The organism is Paenibacillus sp. B2(2019) (genome assembly GCF_008370385.1).
Taxonomy (GTDB): domain Bacteria; phylum Bacillota; class Bacilli; order Paenibacillales; family Paenibacillaceae; genus Paenibacillus_AQ.
This window is the reverse complement of record NZ_VTZR01000021.1, coordinates 18,824-38,669: the sequence shown is the minus strand read 5'-3', so window position 1 is coordinate 38,669 and position 19,846 is coordinate 18,824. Positions and strand designations below refer to the sequence as shown.

The window sequence follows — 19,846 nt, the reverse complement described above, 5'->3', positions numbered from 1 at the left end:
AGGGGTGAGACAAACCCAAGTCAATGTAGATTATGGGGAAAAAGGTCTTGTTCTTATCGAATTACCTCAATAATAGAAACAGCGGCAGTCATGGACGTGGAGACAAAGCCCTAGACTGTCGCTGTTTAGTTGAGCTATAGTTACCCGTTAGCTTAACGAATAGTGGTTAATTTTACGCTGCCTAAAGATTTCCTAACAAAGCGGACATATTTTTTTGATTTTCCGCAAGCCAAATCATTTCCTTCGCAAAGCGAGCTGGCGGTACACTATGTTGATCCATGTTAGCATTAATCCACCATGTGCTTTCCATATACCACAACAACTGTAATGAATGTGTTAAATAGCCCTCTACCACGTCGCGTTCCTCACTGTACCCTTCCATAAACGCCGAAGCCAGGGAGACATCTAAATTATCATCTAAGACACATGACATCACAGCACGAGCTACATCGAGCTGCGGATAGTCATATTTTAGTCGATCAAAATCTAGAATTGCAGATAATCCGTTATCATTAAATAAAAGATTATCTACCCAAAGGTCACGATGTGCCCAGCCTGTTTGAAGTAATTCGAGTAGTTCTATATTCATTTCTTCAGTAGCTTTAAATTGAGTTTCTATATCAGCAAGCAGCTGAGGTTTACCAAGTCCCTTAGTCTTTTCCCAAACGGAGTTCCAATGTGCTAAGCGCTCCTCACGACTTGGAGGAATAAATTGCGGACTATTTTTAATGCCAAGTGTCCCGTCATTTAACAATCGATGCATTTTTCCTGTTGCTCGACCTAAATCATATATTTGATGGACATTGATTTTACCTGGTGAAATTAGTTTTCCCTGGCAATACTCCATCACCAGGAAGCGTTCTCCATTATCAGATTCAAGCAAAATACTTTCATTCTGTGATAGCACTTTGGGGCACGCTAGACCTTGGTCATACAATCTAATCTGTTGAGAGAGTGCTAACAATATCTCCTCTGACTTATATAATTTATATCTTTCTTTATTGTATTGTTTAAGTAACAATTCCCCTGCATCCGTCGTAACTTTCCACTTTAAGTTTAACCAGCCTCGTTTTATCGAAGTAGTTTCAATTACATTCATACCGAATAAACGATGAAATGTTTTTAGTAGGTCATCCAAGATCATTTCCTCTGTTAATATTGTCTCCATCTGGTCAACTCCTATATTTATAGTATATAAGTTTTTATTCCTTATGGAGACCTATATAACCTCTGGGATAAATCTAAGTTTTTGCGTTAAACTGCCTTTAATAATCAATCTGTTATTAATTTTGAATACATATTGAGATCTATAAACTTTCCGTTTACTCTTTCATACCTTCTTAAGGTTCCCTCAAACATAAAGTTCAGCTTTCGCAAGACTTTTACTGAATTCACGTTTTCGGGTTCCACTTTTGCTTCGATTCGATTCAGCTTCAAAGTTGAGAATGCGTAATCTAACAAAGCACTTATAGCTTCTGAAGCATAGCCTCTTCCCCAAAATGCTCTAGCAATGTCATATCCAATCTCCGCTTTCTCATTTTCAAAGTCTAAGGAATTAAAACCACAAGAACCTATGATTTCATTGGATTCCATTTCAATTATAGAGAAACGAATAGCTTTGTTATCTAGAGAAAATTCATCAAGAAGTTTTATCATATCTTTTGCCTGATTTTCATCAGTAAAACTATCAATATTCATGAACTTGGTAACCTCTGGATCAGACCAAATTTTAAACAAACTTGGCGAATCCGATACCTTCATTTTTCTTAAATGTAATCGTTCTGTGTGTAACTCTGTAGTTAACATTATTTTTACCTCCATTAAATTTTAATAATTGGTTTAAAAATAATGATCTCTGCGCATAGTTCAGTCCCTTCATTTTTCATTCCCCATTAGAATATCACACCATCGTTAAAACGAATAATATACCTCTTTCCCCTCAAGAAAATCGAGGCATAGGGTACTGCATATTTTGGAGGCATGCTCTTTTATCCAACCGTTCCTCTCAGAGTCATGAATAAAAAATACGTAACTAATAAAAATATCCATAAATATTTGTCCTTCAATGTACCGAATCTCATCAAGCGAAAAGCTTGATCTAGAAGCATAACCCTCCAAAAGCGTTTTGCGGAGCTCACTTTTCAACATGGAAGATGCAGAGCCCAAATCAAACAGGTAGTAACCATAACCAAATAAACAATAATCTATTAAGATAGGATTTTGTTCTGACACAACGACATTGCCCAGTTGAAAATCAGCATGAATGAATCCCCATGAGTTATCCCTAGCGTCTAGTTCTGCTAATTGTTCTTTTACTACGAGTAGAACGCTACTAATAACTTCGTAATCCTCCTGAATAAGGGCTCCATTGTCTGTTCCCTTTCCAAGTTCTATTAAAGTTTCATCAATCTTTGTGACATTGTATACAGGTCTATGTAACTCCAAGGGCATTAGCGTTCGTGAGAATTCATGTAAACTAGCAAGATTTCTACCTAATCTATAAACAATCTGTTCAATGTTATCTTCATCTTGGGTTAGCGTCGAGCCTTCGATCCATTCTAAAAGAGTGGCCAAACTAGCCCCAAATTGCTCCGAACTATATTCAGTAACCAGTTCCCCTTTTTGATTTAGAACAGGTCTTTGAACTTTTAGTATGTTCTTCTGATCGATTTCTCGCAGAAAAAACATTTCTGCCTGTAATCCATCTCGAGTATGTTGTAAGCCTGAGAACCCTTCAGATATTGGTTTATGTATACGTAACAAATAATTCTTGTTATCCGTTTTGTCGGTCACTTTAAATGTAATATTCTCATTATGTCTAATGAATTCAATGATGGGATCAATGAACGAATACTGCAACAATACTTTCTCAGCTTCAATGATCATAAGACTTCCCTCCTTCAAATCTAGAATATTCTTTATATTGTACCTGTTGCTCGTTGTATTTTGTTGGAATTAATAACTATATTTAAAAAGTATCCTTTTGAATATCTTCTATAAAAAAATAGAGTTACATATTAGTTCTCTAATACGCAACTCCATTAATATCATTATTTATTCATAGCGTTAATGTAATATCAATACACCGAAGCCTTCCATAGTAACCTCACCCGATAACGTTGTCCCGCTCAGTAAATCCATTTTGGTCTCATGAAGATGGATCGCGACAGGAGCTTCACTATAATTAAGCAAAAAAGTATAACTGGAAGAAGTCCCGTTACGAACTTGCAGCTCTACATCTTCAGGGAGCACCAGCCAATCTACTGGCGACTGCAGGCTGACTTGATCTATGATTATGGACGCTGCTTGTTCATTAAAGACTGCTCCGTAATACCAAACCTCGCCTTTGCCGCGACGATTTCTTGTAACCGCCGGTTTTCCCGCATAATAGTCCGAGGCATAGACCGCCATGACTTCGACCGAATCATCCTCAATCCGGAGAATATCATTAAAATCATCTGCCCCAGTAACCACTTCTGCCGCACCCGACCAGCTAATCGTCGTTGGCTGACGACTACCTTTAACCATTGTGAATTCTTCGACTGTGATCCCGCATAGATCTCTAGCAGCACCTGGGAAAGGACGCATATAGCATTGGCCGCGTTCATCCTTATAGCCGGTTCTGCATCCGAAGATCAGTTTTCCACCTTGCTGAACGTATTCATCCAGAAGCGATGCTGTCTCATCTGTCATAATTGCCGGGTGAGGATAGATAAGCACATCGTACCGCGCGAGCTCTTCCAGCGTCGTCTTTTTGCGTAAATAGAGTACGTCATTCGGGATATGCTTCCGCTGGAGTGCCTTATACCACTCCTTATTGCTCTTCCACATAAATGGACCATGCCACACATCATACTCTCCATCCCACTCATTAGCATAATCACGAATAATAGCAACATTAGCCTGATTACGGGTGCCGATAAGTACTTGCCCTGCCCCCGCCAGCTCTTGACCAATCTGTCCCGCTTCCCGTACTCTTCGGTTGGGCTGGTTATGGTAGTCGTTAATGCCATGCCAATAAATTTCATTGCCCATCGTGGCTGTCCGCCAGCGGAAATACAGCACCATATCTGCGCCATGAGCGATCGATTGATAGGTCCATAACCGCATCTGTCCCGGCTTCGGAGAAGGCATATCCATCCGGTTCACCCAGCCACCCGGTCCCGACTGCTGCTCCATAATACAGAAATTAGGGGAAATAGAACGGACAACAGATAATGAAAGTCCCCAGCCTCTGTCATTCAGCGGATTCCGCTCATTCGGATCATAAAAAATAGTCGAGAACTGCGGATAGGAATCATAGCTGAAGAAATCCAGTAATTCATCCGTCAATTCATGGCTGTCGAGATGCCCGAACAGACCGTTCGTTGTTACCCACTGCTTAGGGGCAAGTTTACGGATGATGTCCGCTTGGTTTTTGGCAAAAGAAATCGTATTGTCCGATATAAACCGCTTTTCATCCAAAGCCTGATGGGGATTGGGCTGCTTGGGTGACGGGGTAGGACGCGGAAGATACACCTGAGACCAATCACTATAACTCTGATTCCAAAAAACAGCCCCCCAAGCCTCGTTTAGCCGCTCAAGCGTGACATATTTCTGCTGCAGCCATTCCCGGAAAGCCTTATGGTCACTCTCTGAATAAAATTCACTGATCTCGCAGTTGAGCTCATTATCAATTTGCCAACCGACCACACCTGGATGATTACCATAATGTTCAGCCATCTGTTCCGTAATCCGAGCACACAGCTCACGATATTTGGGGCTACTGTAATTATAATGACGGCGCATGCCATGCTGGAGGGTAACACCTTCATACGTCACGTTTAATACTTCTGGATACTTATGGGTCAGCCAAGCTGGAGGTGTTGCCGTCGGCGTACCGAGCACAACCTGAAGACCATGTTTATGAGCTAAATCAATCGCCCGATCAAAGAGCCCGAACTGAAATTCACCCTGGACTGGTTCAAAAATAGACCAAGCAAACTCCCCGATCCGAATGATTGTAAAGCCTAGTTCTCGCATTCGGCGATAATCGTCCTCCCACATGCTTTCCGGCCAGTGTTCCGGATAATAACAGACGCCAAGCTCGAATTTTTCTGTTGCGACAGGTTTCTTCATGATTACCTCCAAAGTATTAAAAATATGCTTTCAGTATTTTATAATTCTATTGTATTATCAGTGTTAATAAGGCTTATATAACAAAATATTGCGATCATATAACTATCTTGCGTTAATTACCTTAATCCAACTAGCGCTCTGATGCGCGACAGAAATGAGTGCCATATAACATGAAGAAACAATGGTATTTGCCGACGCCAGCTTTTTCAAAATATGTCTGTTATCCTGAATTTTTGGGACATTACAGTCACTTTCCACAGCATACCGAGAGAAGAAGTGAAGGATTCCTGGGAAGCTATAACCTGCATTTAATCTTTGGTGGGGAGGGTTATGTATTCCATGAGGGCGAACGTATTCCGATGAGCAGAGGACGAGGGTTTCTTTACCCTAAAGGCGCCTACCAGCAGTACGGCTCTGATCCCGGAGAGCCTTGGGATGTTCGTTGGGTTCATTTTAGCACTCAAATTGTACTCCCCTTATTAGAAGAAGTGGACCAGTCTAGTGCATACCTGTTCACTTTTGATTTGGACGCTAAGCTGGACGAGCTATTCGAGGAAATGTATTTGCTGAGCGCTTCCTATGTAACACGTAGTGAGCCAAGACTATCCGCGCTTCTGTACGAGCTTCTAGTGAAATTGCTGCAGAACTCCGAACCGCTTCACGGCTCAGTACCGCACGAGGTCAGGCAGTCTATCCGCAGTGCCGCAGATATCATTCATGTCGAATGTGCTCGACCTTGGTCACTGGAGTCGATGGCAAGACTAACCGGGTATAGCAGCTATCATTTTCTACGGCTGTTCCGAATGGTTATGGGTAAAACACCAAACCGTTATTTAACGGATTGTCGACTGGCCAGAGCCAAGCTTCTACTGGTTTCTACTGGACTCTCTATTGCTCAGGTTGCGACTCAGTCCGGTTTTGCCCAGTCCAGCTATTTCATTAAAGTGTTCAGAACGTTCGAGGGGATGTCCCCCGTAAAGTACCGTCAGGCTTTTGGATCATAATTCCTTAAACGTTAAACGAGAAAAAACCGAACGACAATCAGAGAAAACCCTGAAGTTCGTTCGGCTCAACAGTCATTTACTTAGCTTCTTCCATAAATACTCTGAAGTTTTCTACGATCTCTTTTGCTTTAGTACGATATAAATAATGACCTTCTTCAAATGTCATCACTTTTCCACGTACAGAGTCTTTTACTTGCTTTTCATGCTCTGGTATCCATCTATCCGTTGCTGGATGATTCGCTTGCACAAAGAAAATTACAGGAAGATTTTTGGGAAAGGTTAAACTTTCAGCTGTTTTAAAATTAGAATACATACTTCCGGCTTCATTTAATTGGGTTGGATTGTATATGTTTTTATGATTAATCATTCTTATTTGATCTTTTGTTGTATCATCTAACGGTAGTTCAGCAATGGGGTCAGCACTTAGTTTCATTTGCAGTCTGACGAGACCTGATTTTTTGAGTAGATTTAAAGTTCTTAATGCCGAAGCTTCAATCTTCCTCTCACTTAGCGATGGAACACTGCTATCGAGCCCGACAAATGCACTTACTTCATTTTCATATTTGTTAACATAATCAAGTCCGTAAATGCCCGAAATGGAGTGGCCCATTAGAATATAACGGTCAATATTAAGACCCTGTAAAGCTTCATGAATTTCACTTACAATATTCTCTGTGCTGCGCTCCTTTTTGGTCAGATCACTTAATCCATACCCAAAAGGCTCAATCATGACAACTTTATAAAACGGTGATAGCTCATCTATTAATGCTTTAAAATCAAGAGCTGGTGCTGCTGTACCATAGCCTGGTAATAGCACAACTGTTTCTTCGCCTTGTCCTTGAATCAAAACATTCATATTTTTTCCATCTACAGGTACTAACTGACCATAGGGTTCTATTTTTCTTTGTTCCGATTTGTTGCTAATCAGATTAACTGTATATACAATGGCGAGAAAAAGCATAATTGCGATGATTACTGCCCCTATTACTTTAAGTACTATGTTTAATATTTTACTTGTTCTCGTGCCCACCTTCGTTGTTATTCCCTCTTTTATTTTCACTCGTATCTTCTCCTGTCATCCTCTGTGTATTGGACTGCCCTATCCGACTGCTAAGGTAAGACTAACCAATGAAGATGTACTCCCCATGACGTTAACATGAACTGAGCATGAACAGTCAAAATCCACTTATACCAGCACAAAAAACAAGCCAAGAGCCGAGCTCATGGCTTGTTTCCTTTTGAAATAAATTATCTATTCCTGCACCTTCAATTTAAAGCATCCGCTAACATAATCCTGCTGAATGTCCGGCAGTGCCAGACCGACCTGCATTAGACGGTCGCCACCGTAGACCTCTCCGCTTGCCTCCAGAGTATAATTCAGCTCCGGATTCAAGCCATTCAGCTTCAAGCTGCGGCGTGGCGGGTGCGGCACAGCCATTACCCGGAAGTAATAAATGAGTGCTTCATGCTGATCGTCTGAGACGAACATCCATGCCGTCTCGTTACCCTCGAACGGGCTTTGCAGACGATACAGATTGCCCTGCTGAACAAGACTGCGGATCTGTTTATAGTTCGCAACCTGTTCCTTCACAAGCTCCTTCTCTTCGTCTGTAAACTTCGTAAGATCCAGCTCGTAACCAAAATTACCGGACATAGCTACATCACCACGAAAGGACAGCGGGGTGATCCGTCCTACCTGATGATACGGCACAGCGGACACATGCGCGCCTATGGAACTAACCGGATACACCAGACTTGTTCCGTACTGAATCTTAAGCCGTTCTACAGCATCAGTATCGTCACTGGTCCAGGTCTGCGGCATGTAATGTAGCATGCCTGGATCGAAACGGCCACCACCACTACAGCAGCTCTCGAACAAAATATGTGGAAACTCTGAAGTTATTCGCTCCAATAGTACATACAAACCTAGCACATAACGATGTGCAGTTTCCTCTTGGCGTTCAGAGGGTAATTCTGCAGAGCCGATCTCCGTTAAACAACGGTTCATATCCCATTTCACATAACTAATCGGCACGGTAGTGAAAATTCGACTTAACGATTTATAGATGTACTGCCTTACATCTTCTCGCGTATAATCGAGCACCAGCTGCCAGCGGGCTTCGCTACGACGGCGTCCTGGCACATGCAGACACCAGTCGGGATGCTTCCGGTAGAGCTCACTGTCTGGCGAGATCATTTCCGGTTCGAACCAGAGTCCGAACTGCAAGCCTAGATGGTTCACGCGTTGGGCGACATCAGACAATCCGCCTGGAAGCTTGCGTAGATCCTCCACCCAGTCTCCGAGAGAGGAGTTGTCAGCGTCTCTTTTGCCAAACCAGCCATCATCCAGCACGAATAGTTCAATCCCAAGCTTCGCTCCTTCGGCCGCAATGGACTCCAGTTTGTCCGCATTGAAGTTGAAATAGGTGGCTTCCCAGTTATTGACCAAGATCGGTCGTTCCTTATCTCTATATAATCCTCTGCACAAACGAGTCCGGTACAAGCGGTGATAGGTTCTCGACATTTCCCCGATCCCCTCAGATGAATACACCATAACTACCTCTGGGGTTTGGAAGTGTTCCCCAGGTTCCAGCAGCCAAGAGAAATCAAAAGCGTTCAGCCCCATCGTAAACCGTGTCATCCCAAAGGAATCGACCTCTGCCTCAGCTTCAAAGCCTCCACTATATACAAGACTGAAGCCGTAGGCCTCTCCATGATTCTCATCCGTTTCAGGTTTCACCAGCGCAGCAAATGGATTTAACTGGTGGCTGCTCATCCCTCTGCGGCTCCCAATGGTTGTACCACCTTGCACCAGACGTCTGCGCGTCAGATTACCTTCTCTTGACCAAGCTCCTGCCAAATAGATCATATCCATTTCGCCAGACGAGAAATCCACACTCGCACTCAATGCACGCTGTAATCGCAGTTGTGTTTCTCCATCATTTGCGAACTCGACCGAGCGGGTAATTACGTTGGAATGCTCATATATGGTATATCGTAAAATAACAGTTAGCTTGGCGTAATCATCCCTAAGCGTAAGCTCTAGCGTCTGTGCTTCTTGGTCAGACTCTACATATACTGAAGGCAACCCGGCAAGTGCTGGTTTCCCCTCCATTACGCGATACCCACTGTATTTCAATTCCGTGATACGAGTGCCGTCTTCAAGCCGAACTTGATAAGCAGGCGTTCTGAAATCTCCCGTGCCGTATTGTGGATATTCCTGCGGCAGTCGGTCAAGTCCCGTATTTCCTCCCAGATTCAATAGGTCGTCCAAATTGCTGTCGCTACGCAGCTTTTTGCCCCAATACACATGTGCCGGATAATCATTGACCAGCTGAAGAATATAACTCATCCCCGCACTTTGTAAATGGAATAATTCCTTATCTTCCTGAATTGAAATCCCCATGCGATAGTCCTTCTCTCCTTAAGATTTACAGTAAATCTTCGCTCACAAAATCAACCATCGATTGAACCTTCAGTCCCTTAGGAGCGCCTGGAATCCAGTCCCTTCCATCGTTTCCGCGTTCCGAGAACGTTATCGTCTTGGGCTGCCCTGGGAGAAGATCAAAGTAATTGTCAGAGAATATTCCTTCATCTTCTGAGGTCAGGTATACGCCTCTAGCTAATACATCGCTTGTCACAATGAAGCTTAGACCTCCGCTATCTGGAGTTTCCGTTATGTTAATTACTGAACGCTGCAACCGAATTTCTTTTTCCGGGATAAAATAGTGCACCTTACGATCTATCATCTCGCCATTAGCCTGCAAGCTGATCTCAAGCAATACATCGTTCGATCCATGACCTTCTAACAGTTCCGCCAATGGAGACGAGAATACGATAGCCGCTGAATCGGCTCCCAGCTCAACGGGATGTGTCCACTCTCGCAGTACCGAACCGTTAAACTGATACAATTTAAGCCCCAAATCAGCGGTGACTGCTGTTCTTAAATCAGATACGACATGAACGTCAATCCGCTCACGGTCTGTACCGTCAATAGACAACAGAACATCTTGAAAGCTTGAGCGCACGGTATATTGCAATGCTTTCCAGCGTCCGTTGTAATCCATCCCCGCCCAAGAGGCGACCGGCCAGCAATCATTCATCTGCCAGTATAAAGTGCCCATACAGTAAGGTTTATTTCTTCTGTGACTTTCAATCGCGATTCGAATCGCTTCGGCCTGCAGAATTTGACTCATATACAGAAATGCTTTAAATTCCTTCGGCTGCGGCAGATACATATCCATATATTCCTTGATCAACAGATTTCCGCGTCCATTCTTCTGATGCGCCAGCATCACCTCTGAGGTAAGCTCCAAATCCTGCTCTTCAGCATAGCTCATTACGGTCTTCAGTTCCGGGAACGACTGGAATCCGTATTCACTCATAAAGCGGCCAACCTTGGTATTATAATTCTCAAAAGGCTCAATCCCGTGCCACACGCCCCAGTAATGCACATCCCCATCGCCCACAATCCGCGTCGCATGTTGATTCATATCTCCAGTCAAATTCCGCATCGGTGAAGACGGCCAATAGTCCACACCTGGATGGAACGCGGCTACAGCCTCCGGTAGAATCCGGTGGAATATTTCCTCATAATCAGCCCACATTGTAGCTCTTTGCTCCGCGCTGAGTTTTTCTTTCCAGCCCCAGCCCATATTTTCCTCGAACTGTGACCAGGCCGAATCAATCTCGTTATTGCCACACCATAGGGCGATGCAGGGATGATTGCGCAATCTTTTGACGTTATACTCAGCTTCTTTCTTCACATTCGCAAGAAACGCTTCATCCCCCGGATACATGCTGCAAGCGAACATGAAGTCCTGCCAGACCAACAGCCCGTATTCATCACAGAGCTTGTAAAATATCTCCTCTTCATAAAAACCGCCGCCCCACACTCGCAGCATATTCATGTTTGATTCTGCGGCCGTGGCAATTTCATGCCGATACCGCTCCTCAGTTACTTCTGTGATGAAGCTATCATTCGGAATATGATTGGCACCTTTGGCGAAGACCGACACACCATTCAGTACAAAAGAAAATGAAGTCCCTTTCGCATCACGCTCCCGAATCAATTGAATGCTGCGGAGACCGGTTCTTACACTTTTGCTAACTTCAACTTCCTTACCTTTCACCAAATCCGCTTGGAATGTATATAAATGTGGCTCGCCCAGCCCTCTACACCACCAGAGCTGCGGCTGATCTACCACGATATCCATCTCTATTTGTTGCTTGCCACTCTTTAAGGAAACCGCTTGCATCGACTCTAAACCATCAGCACTCATTCGCAGCATTCCCTCCCATGCCGCAGGAGCATCTACTTCAATAATTGCGGTTAATTGAGCCTCTTCCTTTGTGATCACATTTTGGCGGATATAGAGATCTATGATTTGAACTGAATCACGTCCCTTAAGGGCCGCTTTACGCCATATTCCACTAGTCAAGAAACGCGGACCCCAATCCCAGCCGTAATGATAAGGTGCTTTGCGGGCAAAAACACTAATCCGCTGTTCCTCTAGTCCCCCAAGCTCGGATTGATCATTCGGTGCAGGTAACGCATACCCCTGCTTCTCTAGCTTAGGTAGATCCTCTTTAACTACAGAGCGGAATCTCACTAGTATATGGTTTTCACCAATCTTCAACTGATCTTTAACATCCACTCTCCACGCCAAAAACATATTGTCTGCAGCGAGCACATGTACATTATTCACATACACGTCTGCATATGTATCAAGACCTTCAAAAATCAGTTCTGTGCAAGTAAGCTCCAACCACTCTTCACCAAGCTGCAAAGTGGTTTGATATTCCCAATCCTTCTTATCAATCCACTGTAGGTTATGTTCATTTGTTCCATAGAAGGGATCTTCAATCTTTCCGTTCTTCAGTAAATCCGTATGGACCGTGCCTGGCACAGTAGCCGGAAGCCACTCCTCGTCACCACAGCTTCTAAATTCCCACTTCGCAAGATTCATCTCTAGATGTTTCATAATATCCTCCTAATTGCTAAATGTTTTGTAGAGCATATGCTTCTCCAAGTGACTTCGTACAAAACTCACTTCGAAAGCGTCTGCTTAAGTTTTGTAAGCCTATTCATCCTTCAAAATAACATACCTCTTCTAGCATTTCATTGAATCCACTTGTTGTTTTTGGTATTTTGTTATCCATTCGTTAGGTATACACTAATTATAATCGTTCAAACAAAACAAATAAAGACAATAAATAATAATACAATACATTTCTAAACGCTTTATTTAAAGCTATAATGTTCATGTAAACGCTAACAAAATAATGAAAAGGGGATTAAGTTATGAGAAATAAGTTATTTTCGTTATCTTTTGTTATGGTTATGGTTTTATCATCAACGCTGGCTGGCTGTGGCTCGAACAATGGCAACAGCACCAATAACGGGGCTTCTGCAACCGATAAGCCCGCAGCAACTAACACAGAGACTACCGGCGGTGACACGACAAGCAACGCAACAGCCGAACCTGCAGCAGGAGCTGACATTAGCGGCAAAATTACCTTCCTGACTAACAGAACAGACATGATTGGCAAAGAATACGATGAATATTTAAAGCGCTTTAATGAAAAATACCCGAACGTTAAAGTCGAATTCGAGGCTTCCCAGACCGACTATAATCAACAGGCTAAAGTCAGAATGGCCAGCGGCGAGCTTCCTGACGTTATGTTCATTCCTACCATTCCTAACTCCGACCTACCGAAATACTTCGCTTCACTGGATGATCTCGGCCTGAACGATCAAATCACCTTTAAAGACTTCAAATCCTTTGATGGCAAGCTGTACGGAATTACCACAGGGAACTCTACATCTGGGATTGTTTATAACAAAAAAGCATTTACGGATGCTGGCATCACAGAAACCCCTAAGACTTGGGATGAATTCCTGGCTGCCTGCGAAAAGCTGAAAGCAAAGGGTGTCATTCCGCTGTCCTCTAACTTCAAAGATAAATGGCCACTGGGTACATGGGCTTATGACACTCCGCGCCTAATTGCAGGCAACCCCGACTTCCCTAATGAGAAGCTGAACTCTGAAACACCATTTACCATGGACAACGGCTATGGTAAAGCCTTTAGCCTGCTCAAGGAGCTCAACGAAAAAGGGTATCTGGAAAAAGACATCAACTCCACCAACTGGGAGCAATCGAAAAAAGACATCGCTTCTGGTAAGTTCGCCATGTACTATCTCGGCAACTGGGTCATTAACCAAGTTATTGGAGTAGGAGCTCCTTCAGACGATGTTGGCTTCTTCCCGTTCCCTTATGACAATTCAGGTAAACCATCCGCTACTCTTAGCCCTGACTTCTTCTATGCTGTTGCTAAAAACAGCAAAAATTTAGAAGCTGCCAAAGCTTTCGTAAAATGGATGATTGAGGATTCCGGCTATGAGGACTTCGCGGGCTTTATCTCCCCACTAAAAGGAAAAGAATCTAATCTGGCTCAGCTAAAAGAATTCCAAGCTACCGGAGTAGAGTTAGTAGAAGGAACTGTTGACGATGCGAAGGTTACAGAAATCGGCAACAAGGCACAATTAGATCTCCCTGCTGTTGTACAGGAATTTGTGCTTGCCAAAGATCCACAAACTGTATTAGACAAATGGAATAAAGCCTGGGCTAAAGCTAAGAAAGATCTCGGCTATTAATACAAACTTTTGACCAGAAGTACAACACGGTGCAAAATGGATTATCGCCCTTACGGATAGTCCATTTTGCCTTTCCATACCAAGCTTTTATGAAAGAAGGGCTAGCGATGTTCGGAACACTTTCCTATAACAAACAAAAAATGATAATCATTGTATCATTCCTTACGATCCCATTGTTGCTCCTTGCGACATTCACGTATTATCCAGCGCTTAAGCTGATCTATTACAGTTTCACCAATTGGGATGGCTATAGCCCAGAGAAACCATGGGTCGGACTTGCTAATTACCGCGAGGTCTTCTCTAATCCTGATATTTTCAAAGTATTTACACATAACTTTGCTTACTTCGCTATGGGAATTATTCAGAACATAGTCGCCATTTATTTTGCGGTTGTTCTGAATAGTAAGCTCAAAGGGAAAAACGCATTCCGAATCTTACTTTTCCTTCCTTACATCATGAACGGAGTTGCCGTTGCTTTTATGTTTGGTTATGTCTTTGACACTACTAACGGATCTCTGAATATGTTCCTGAATAGCATCGGTCTAACCGGACTAGGACAGACCAGCTGGCTTGGAACAGAAGGACTGGTCAACTATTCTCTGGCATCCACAGGATTTTGGCGTTTCATGGGTTATAACATGGTCATCTACATCGCCTCCTTGCAGGCCATACCAAACGATATCTATGAGGCTTCAAAGATTGATGGTGCTGGACCTTTCCAAACCCTTTGGAGAATTACTTTACCGAATATGAAGCCAGTCATTCAGCTTAACTTATTTCTTACCGTCACAGGAGCACTGGAAGTCTTTGATCTCCCGTTCGTATTGACCAAGGGTGGTCCTGCAGGCGCCAGCGAAACTTACGTACAGAAAGTTGTAGACACTGCATTTGCTTACAACAACTATGGTCTCGCTTCTGCCATGAGTATTATCTTGCTCTTCTTTGTCGTCATCGTACTATTAATACAGCAACTAGTTCTTAGCCGGGGAGGAGACAAATAGACATGACAAACTCCAAATTCCGCTTTACAGATGTTATTAAATACTTCTCGCTAATCATCGGCGTATTTGTCGTGCTTTTCCCTCCTTATGTAGTTATCGTAAATGCCTTCAAATCGACTGATGAATTTAACAGTAGTAGCTCCATGGCACTGCCAAAAAGCTTTTTTAATTTCGATAATTTCATTGCGGTGTTCCAGCGTGGAGGTTTACTTAACGGATTTGGTAATGTATTAATTATTATTGCTGTTACTTTAATTCTGAACATTCTATTTGGAACTATGGTAGCATTTGTACTGGGACGCTTCTCTTTTAAATTAAAACCTGTTGTCTTTGGTGCTTATCTAATAGCTACTATCATTCCTAGCATCACGACGCAAGTAGCCACTTTTGGTATCATCAAAAGCATGGGGCTTTATAATACACTCGGCGCCCCTATCGTGCTATATATCGGAGCAGATGTGATTCAAATTATTCTTTATTTGCAATTTATCCGTAACATTCCCGTGGATCTAGATGAGAACGCGATGGTAGAAGGTGCATCTCTTTTTAAAATCTATCGCTCGATTATTTTTCCATTATTGACGCCGGCTACGGCTACTTTGATTATCTTGAAGACGATTAGTATCTATAATGACATGTACATCCCTTATCTATATATGCCAAAACAAAGCCTGGGCGTAGTTACGACGATCCTGATGCGTTTTCAAGGGGTCAATTCGGGCGAATGGAATTTGATCTGTGCGGCCATTCTGCTTATCCTGCTCCCCACAATAATTCTATATTTCTTCCTACAACGTTACATCTTTGAAGGCGTAACCAGCGGCGCAGTTAAATAAGGCAGTTCACTTTAAGTGCGAGTTCAAAAAGTCGACTTTTTGAACAACCTCTTTAAGAAAGGAACAACGCAAATGGTATCATTCATCCGGCTAGCCTTACGAAAAATGTGGTTGTTCCTTGCCAATCTTCCGATGGAGCGAAAACTGATCGTCGTATTTGTCTTTCTGATCTCGCTTCCAATCACTTATGTTAGTTATTTGTCCTCCCGCTCCATGTTCAATTCTGTTCTTGTGAATGCAACGGAAGGCGCGAACCAAATGACATCGAATGCCTCTGATACCATTGACCGTTATGTTGCCGATCTAAAAAGATACACAGCGCTACCGCTGTATAACACCGATGTACAATTCTACCTAACTCAACAAAATACCGACTGGGATAAAAGTACTGGCATGGCGATGTTCCTGAGCTACTTGAAGCATACGAAGGAAGAGATCATCGCCGTGTACATGGTGGATCAGTACGGTTCTGTTTTTTATGATAGAGTCCCCGGGATTCACGAGCTGTATCCTGAAGAACGACTAGCCGAATGGAGAACCTTAAGTGAAGAAGCTGGGGCCGCTCCTGTCATTCAAGGCAGACATACGATACGTATAAACTCCAATGTCCATAGAGAGGTTTTCAGTGTACTTCGTACCATTAATTCTGTAAGCACGCTAGATAATATAGGAATTCTCGTATTTGATGTAGACATCAACTTGTTTAAGGGGATCATCGATCCCGTAAACGCAGTTACACAAGGCAACACACTAATTGTAGATAATACCGGAGAACTGATCTATGACGGCGAAGACACCTCAAATTCGATGCAAACCGGCGAGGGGCAAAGTCTGAACACGCAGCTTTTGCTGCAGCATGTGAATCAGCAACAGGATCATTTTCAAATAGAAATGAATGGCCAGTCTTATCTTGTAGTGTATACCGTCTCGAAACAGACAGGTTGGACGACTATGGTTACGATTCCTTTGGCCCGGATCCTGTCACCTGTACAGAAGAATCGCAATGCTCTTATATTAACTACACTGATCATTATTGCTTTTGCACTTTGTGTTGCGACGTTCATCTCACATGCGCTGACCAAACCCCTTAAATCTTTAGTCCGTCTAATGAAACGGGTACAGCACGGTAATCTAGATGTCTGGCAGCACTCCAAATATAATGATGAGATTGGAATGCTTGGCAGTCATTTTAATCGAATGATCATAAGGGTCAAGGATCTGCTGCAGGAAGTATCCCTCACCGAGAAGCGTAAGCAGAAGGCTGATATGAGGGCACTTCAGAATCAGATCAATCCCCATTTTATTTATAATACGCTGGAGTCTATCCGTATGCTGGCAGAGAGCAATGATGACCCCCGTGTAGCGAAACTCACCTATTTGCTTGGACTTCAGATGCGTTACAGTATTGTCCGAAGCGAAGAAGCCGTTACGATCAGACAAGAGCTGGATCATGTACGAAATTATTATCATCTGCTACAAATCCGGTTTCCAGATAAGTTCAATCTACACATTGATGTGCCTGAGAAATTTCTACATCTTCCTGTAATCAAGCTTGTCTTCCAACCCATTGTGGAGAACGCAGTTTTTCATGGCTTAGATCAAAAAGTAGGTCTCGGTACCTTAAGCATCACCGCATGGAGTGAGCATGGAAATGTCGTATTCTGTGTAGAAGATGATGGCATCGGTATGGATGCAGCTACCCTTCGTTCCTTAAATAATAGTCTGCAAAATGGGACTGAAAGTGAAATGTTTGGTATTGGCCTACGAAATGTGAATGAAAGGATCCGTCTGCATTACGGCAGCTCATTCGGGCTCCTTGTAGAGAGTAAGCTCGGAGTGGGTACTCGTGTTACGCTGCGTATTGAGGACATTACCTTCACTACTCCTAGTGAAGATGATATGAATTACAGAGAGGAGATGCTCTGATTGCTGCGTATTGCAATTGTTGACGATGAAATCCTGATCCGCGAAGGTCTGGCCCGAATGATCAGCAAAGAAAATACTGAATTTCTGGTCATCGGCACCTACTCCGATGGGAAACATCTACTTGACGAGTTACCTTCACTTCAACTTGATGTTGTGATTACTGATATTCGTATGCCGCAAATTAACGGCTTGGAATTAATTAAACAATTAAAAGCCAGTCACCCACAAATCCGCTCCATTCTAATGAGTGGATTTGTTGAATTTAATTATGCCAGAGAAGCCATACGCAGCTCTGCAGTAGACTATTTATTAAAGCCAATCGATAAGGAGCAATTATTCGAGCTGCTTTATCAATTGGAGGAAGAGCAGCAGTTCTCTCGTGACAAGGAGGTACGTCACCGTTCTGGTCTCTTACTGACCCTTCTTCAAGGCGACGAGCCCCCTTCACCTTTGCTTTTGTCGAGCCTTACTTTGCCCCAGCCTTATTTCTCAGTTTTTGTGTTCAAAGGAAGATCAAGAGAACCCGTCTGTTTTTGTGTAGACCGTCTGCGGCAAGAGATGGCATTTAGTATCGACAGCCTAGAGATTCAAAATGGACTGCATGTCTGTATCCTGTATTCTACAAAGCAACTCTCAGACAGCGATAGGAATGAAATCGGCGACAGGATCCGTATCTCTGCCAATGGTATGATACTGCATGTAGGTACTAGCAGTTCCTATAATGATACCGCCAAGCTTAGACAAGCATATTTAGATGCTAAGTTAGCCTGCAGCGTCGGCATTTATAATCCTGACCGATTGCACTATGCAAATATTCAGAACATTCAGCAGCCAGAGATAAATATCCTTGAGCCTTTTAATGCGATCAAGGAACCATTAATCCATGATCTGCAGATCCTGAATATGGAGGGTGCTTTAGAACGCGTGCATAACTTATTCTCAGTTCTGAAATCACAACAAGCTGTGCCCGATCAAATTCTCCGTGTCTGTCGATGGATTGTTGAATCTGCACAGAAAGAACTGCAAGAATTCGAGACCCGCTATAAAGGTTCACCCTATCTCGGGCTGGATGAAAGTATAGGGGTCAGTATGAGCTTCAGTGAAATCGAGCGTAGTTTCACCAACCATTTCTCAAGCATTCTATTTGAGATCAGAGCCCATCGCCTAGAGATGTCCGGTACAGCTGTAGAAACCATAAAGCGCTGGATATCAGCCAACTATAATCAACATGCGGATCTGAACACCTTAGCGAATATGGTTTTTTTGACACCAAGCTATTTAAGTAAGCTGTTCAAACAAGAGACTGGACTTACATTAACAGACTACATCACGGAAATCCGGCTACGTAAAGCCAAGCATCTGCTCAAGAATGCCCCTGACCTAAAGATTCACGAGATTGGAGCAGAAGTTGGATATGGCGATCCTGCCTATTTCAATAAGCTTTTTAAACGTGTTGTCGGCGTTACACCCAATGAATATAAACGAATTTCTATCGTATAAGGAGTTTGATCACTTGCAATCACAGATTCACACGAGCAGCGATAATCATGAAATCACGGTCTATGACACCACAGAACTATACGGTGAACAAGGTGCGTTCCGCGTCATGCAGTTTTCCAATCAGGCCATTCAAGGTGCGATGGATCTCAATCACCCAGAACGAGTTGTGTTTGAATATCCGCAAGCCATCATTCACTTGATGGAATGCAATGTTCCCTCTTTCGAGGATGCCTTTCTTATTGGTCATGGGATTGGAACGATTGCTGGGCATTTTATAGACAAAAGATTTAAAGTAGCTGAGCTAGACAGTGAAGTAGTCGAATTAAGCCGCCGCTATTTTGGATACAACCAAGATAACGTAGTGATCGGGGACGGACGTCAGATCCTTGAAGGTGAAGAACCACAGAAATATGATTATATCATCTTGGATGCTTTCACCGCCGCGGGCACGCCGAGGCACTTAATCTCCAGTGAATTTTTCAGCATCGTGTATTCAAAACTGAATGCCGAAGGGTATCTCCTAATGAATCTAATGGGAAAAGGTGAAAATGACCCACATATTAACGCGATTCACACCACGCTCGCGGAAGAATTCACCTATATTAAATCCTTTTCACTGCCTTCAGATGGGGCTGCGGATATTAAAAACATCATTATTATAGGTGGATTTAAGCCGATCCGCTTTCAAGCTCGCCACATGGCAGGCTTTAAAGAAATCCAGCTTGGGCAAGGATATCTTATTCGGGATTAAAGTTATGCAAATAAAAATGACCTCACCCTCCACTTCACTGTGGATTTTGAGGT

At 43.1% G+C, this 19,846-nt stretch carries 14 protein-coding genes; 7 read left to right on the top strand and 7 right to left on the bottom strand.

Going from position 1 to position 19,846, the window contains the following annotated elements:
• Window positions 1–181: 181 nt before the first annotated feature.
• The 4 genes from PAENI_RS19385 to PAENI_RS19370 form a co-directional block, all read right to left on the bottom strand.
• A complete protein-coding gene (locus tag PAENI_RS19385) occupies window positions 182–1,168 on the bottom strand; it encodes a phosphotransferase (protein ID WP_149646406.1) in 987 nt (328 codons plus the stop codon).
• 104 nt (window positions 1,169–1,272) lie between these two features.
• The gene (locus PAENI_RS19380) at window positions 1,273–1,821 is read right to left on the bottom strand and encodes a GNAT family N-acetyltransferase (protein ID WP_149646405.1); all 549 of its coding nucleotides are present in this window, start codon (window positions 1,819–1,821) and stop codon (window positions 1,273–1,275) included.
• 90 nt (window positions 1,822–1,911) lie between these two features.
• Entirely contained in the window at window positions 1,912–2,886 is a 975-nt protein-coding gene (locus tag PAENI_RS19375) for a phosphotransferase enzyme family protein (RefSeq protein WP_149646404.1), read from the bottom strand.
• A 180-nt stretch (window positions 2,887–3,066) separates the two neighbouring features.
• A complete protein-coding gene (locus PAENI_RS19370; RefSeq protein WP_149646403.1) occupies window positions 3,067–5,118 on the bottom strand; it encodes a beta-galactosidase in 2,052 nt (683 codons plus the stop codon).
• A gap of 170 nt (window positions 5,119–5,288) precedes the next feature.
• Between PAENI_RS19370 and PAENI_RS19365 the strand changes: the two genes are divergently transcribed.
• Complete coding sequence (locus PAENI_RS19365; RefSeq protein WP_076283833.1) at window positions 5,289–6,122, top strand: helix-turn-helix transcriptional regulator; 834 nt, start codon at window positions 5,289–5,291, stop codon at window positions 6,120–6,122.
• Window positions 6,123–6,198: 76 nt separating this feature from the next.
• Here the strand turns inward: PAENI_RS19365 and PAENI_RS19360 are convergent, their stop codons facing one another.
• The 3 genes from PAENI_RS19360 to PAENI_RS19350 all read right to left on the bottom strand — a co-directional run bounded on the left by PAENI_RS19360 (window position 6,199) and on the right by PAENI_RS19350 (window position 12,106).
• Window positions 6,199–7,188, bottom strand: coding sequence for an alpha/beta hydrolase (locus tag PAENI_RS19360; protein WP_410477482.1), 990 nt, complete (start codon window positions 7,186–7,188; stop codon window positions 6,199–6,201).
• 186 nt (window positions 7,189–7,374) lie between these two features.
• Entirely contained in the window at window positions 7,375–9,528 is a 2,154-nt protein-coding gene (locus PAENI_RS19355; protein ID WP_149646402.1) for an alpha-galactosidase, read from the bottom strand.
• A 25-nt stretch (window positions 9,529–9,553) separates the two neighbouring features.
• Entirely contained in the window at window positions 9,554–12,106 is a 2,553-nt protein-coding gene (locus PAENI_RS19350) for a beta-mannosidase (protein ID WP_149646401.1), read from the bottom strand.
• A 320-nt stretch (window positions 12,107–12,426) separates the two neighbouring features.
• Between PAENI_RS19350 and PAENI_RS19345 the strand changes: the two genes are divergently transcribed.
• The 6 genes from PAENI_RS19345 to PAENI_RS19320 all read left to right on the top strand — a co-directional run bounded on the left by PAENI_RS19345 (window position 12,427) and on the right by PAENI_RS19320 (window position 19,793).
• Window positions 12,427–13,779 carry an ABC transporter substrate-binding protein gene (locus PAENI_RS19345; RefSeq protein ID WP_149646400.1) on the top strand — a complete coding sequence of 451 codons (1,353 nt, stop codon included), beginning with the start codon at window positions 12,427–12,429 and terminating at the stop codon, window positions 13,777–13,779.
• Window positions 13,780–13,886: 107 nt separating this feature from the next.
• On the top strand, window positions 13,887–14,780 hold the full coding sequence (locus PAENI_RS19340; RefSeq protein WP_042124281.1) for a carbohydrate ABC transporter permease: 894 nt from the start codon (window positions 13,887–13,889) through the stop codon (window positions 14,778–14,780).
• A gap of 2 nt (window positions 14,781–14,782) precedes the next feature.
• Window positions 14,783–15,616 carry a carbohydrate ABC transporter permease gene (locus tag PAENI_RS19335; protein ID WP_149646399.1) on the top strand — a complete coding sequence of 278 codons (834 nt, stop codon included), beginning with the start codon at window positions 14,783–14,785 and terminating at the stop codon, window positions 15,614–15,616.
• A gap of 72 nt (window positions 15,617–15,688) precedes the next feature.
• The gene (locus PAENI_RS19330; RefSeq protein WP_149646398.1) at window positions 15,689–17,542 is read left to right on the top strand and encodes a cache domain-containing sensor histidine kinase; all 1,854 of its coding nucleotides are present in this window, start codon (window positions 15,689–15,691) and stop codon (window positions 17,540–17,542) included.
• The gene (locus PAENI_RS19325; RefSeq protein WP_149646397.1) at window positions 17,543–19,042 is read left to right on the top strand and encodes a response regulator transcription factor; all 1,500 of its coding nucleotides are present in this window, start codon (window positions 17,543–17,545) and stop codon (window positions 19,040–19,042) included. It abuts the gene before it with no gap.
• Window positions 19,014–19,793 (top strand): spermidine synthase, encoded by a 780-nt coding sequence (locus tag PAENI_RS19320; RefSeq protein ID WP_149646396.1) that lies wholly within the window; start codon window positions 19,014–19,016, stop codon window positions 19,791–19,793. Before PAENI_RS19325 ends, PAENI_RS19320 begins: the two co-directional genes overlap by 29 nt.
• Window positions 19,794–19,846: the final 53 nt, after the last annotated feature.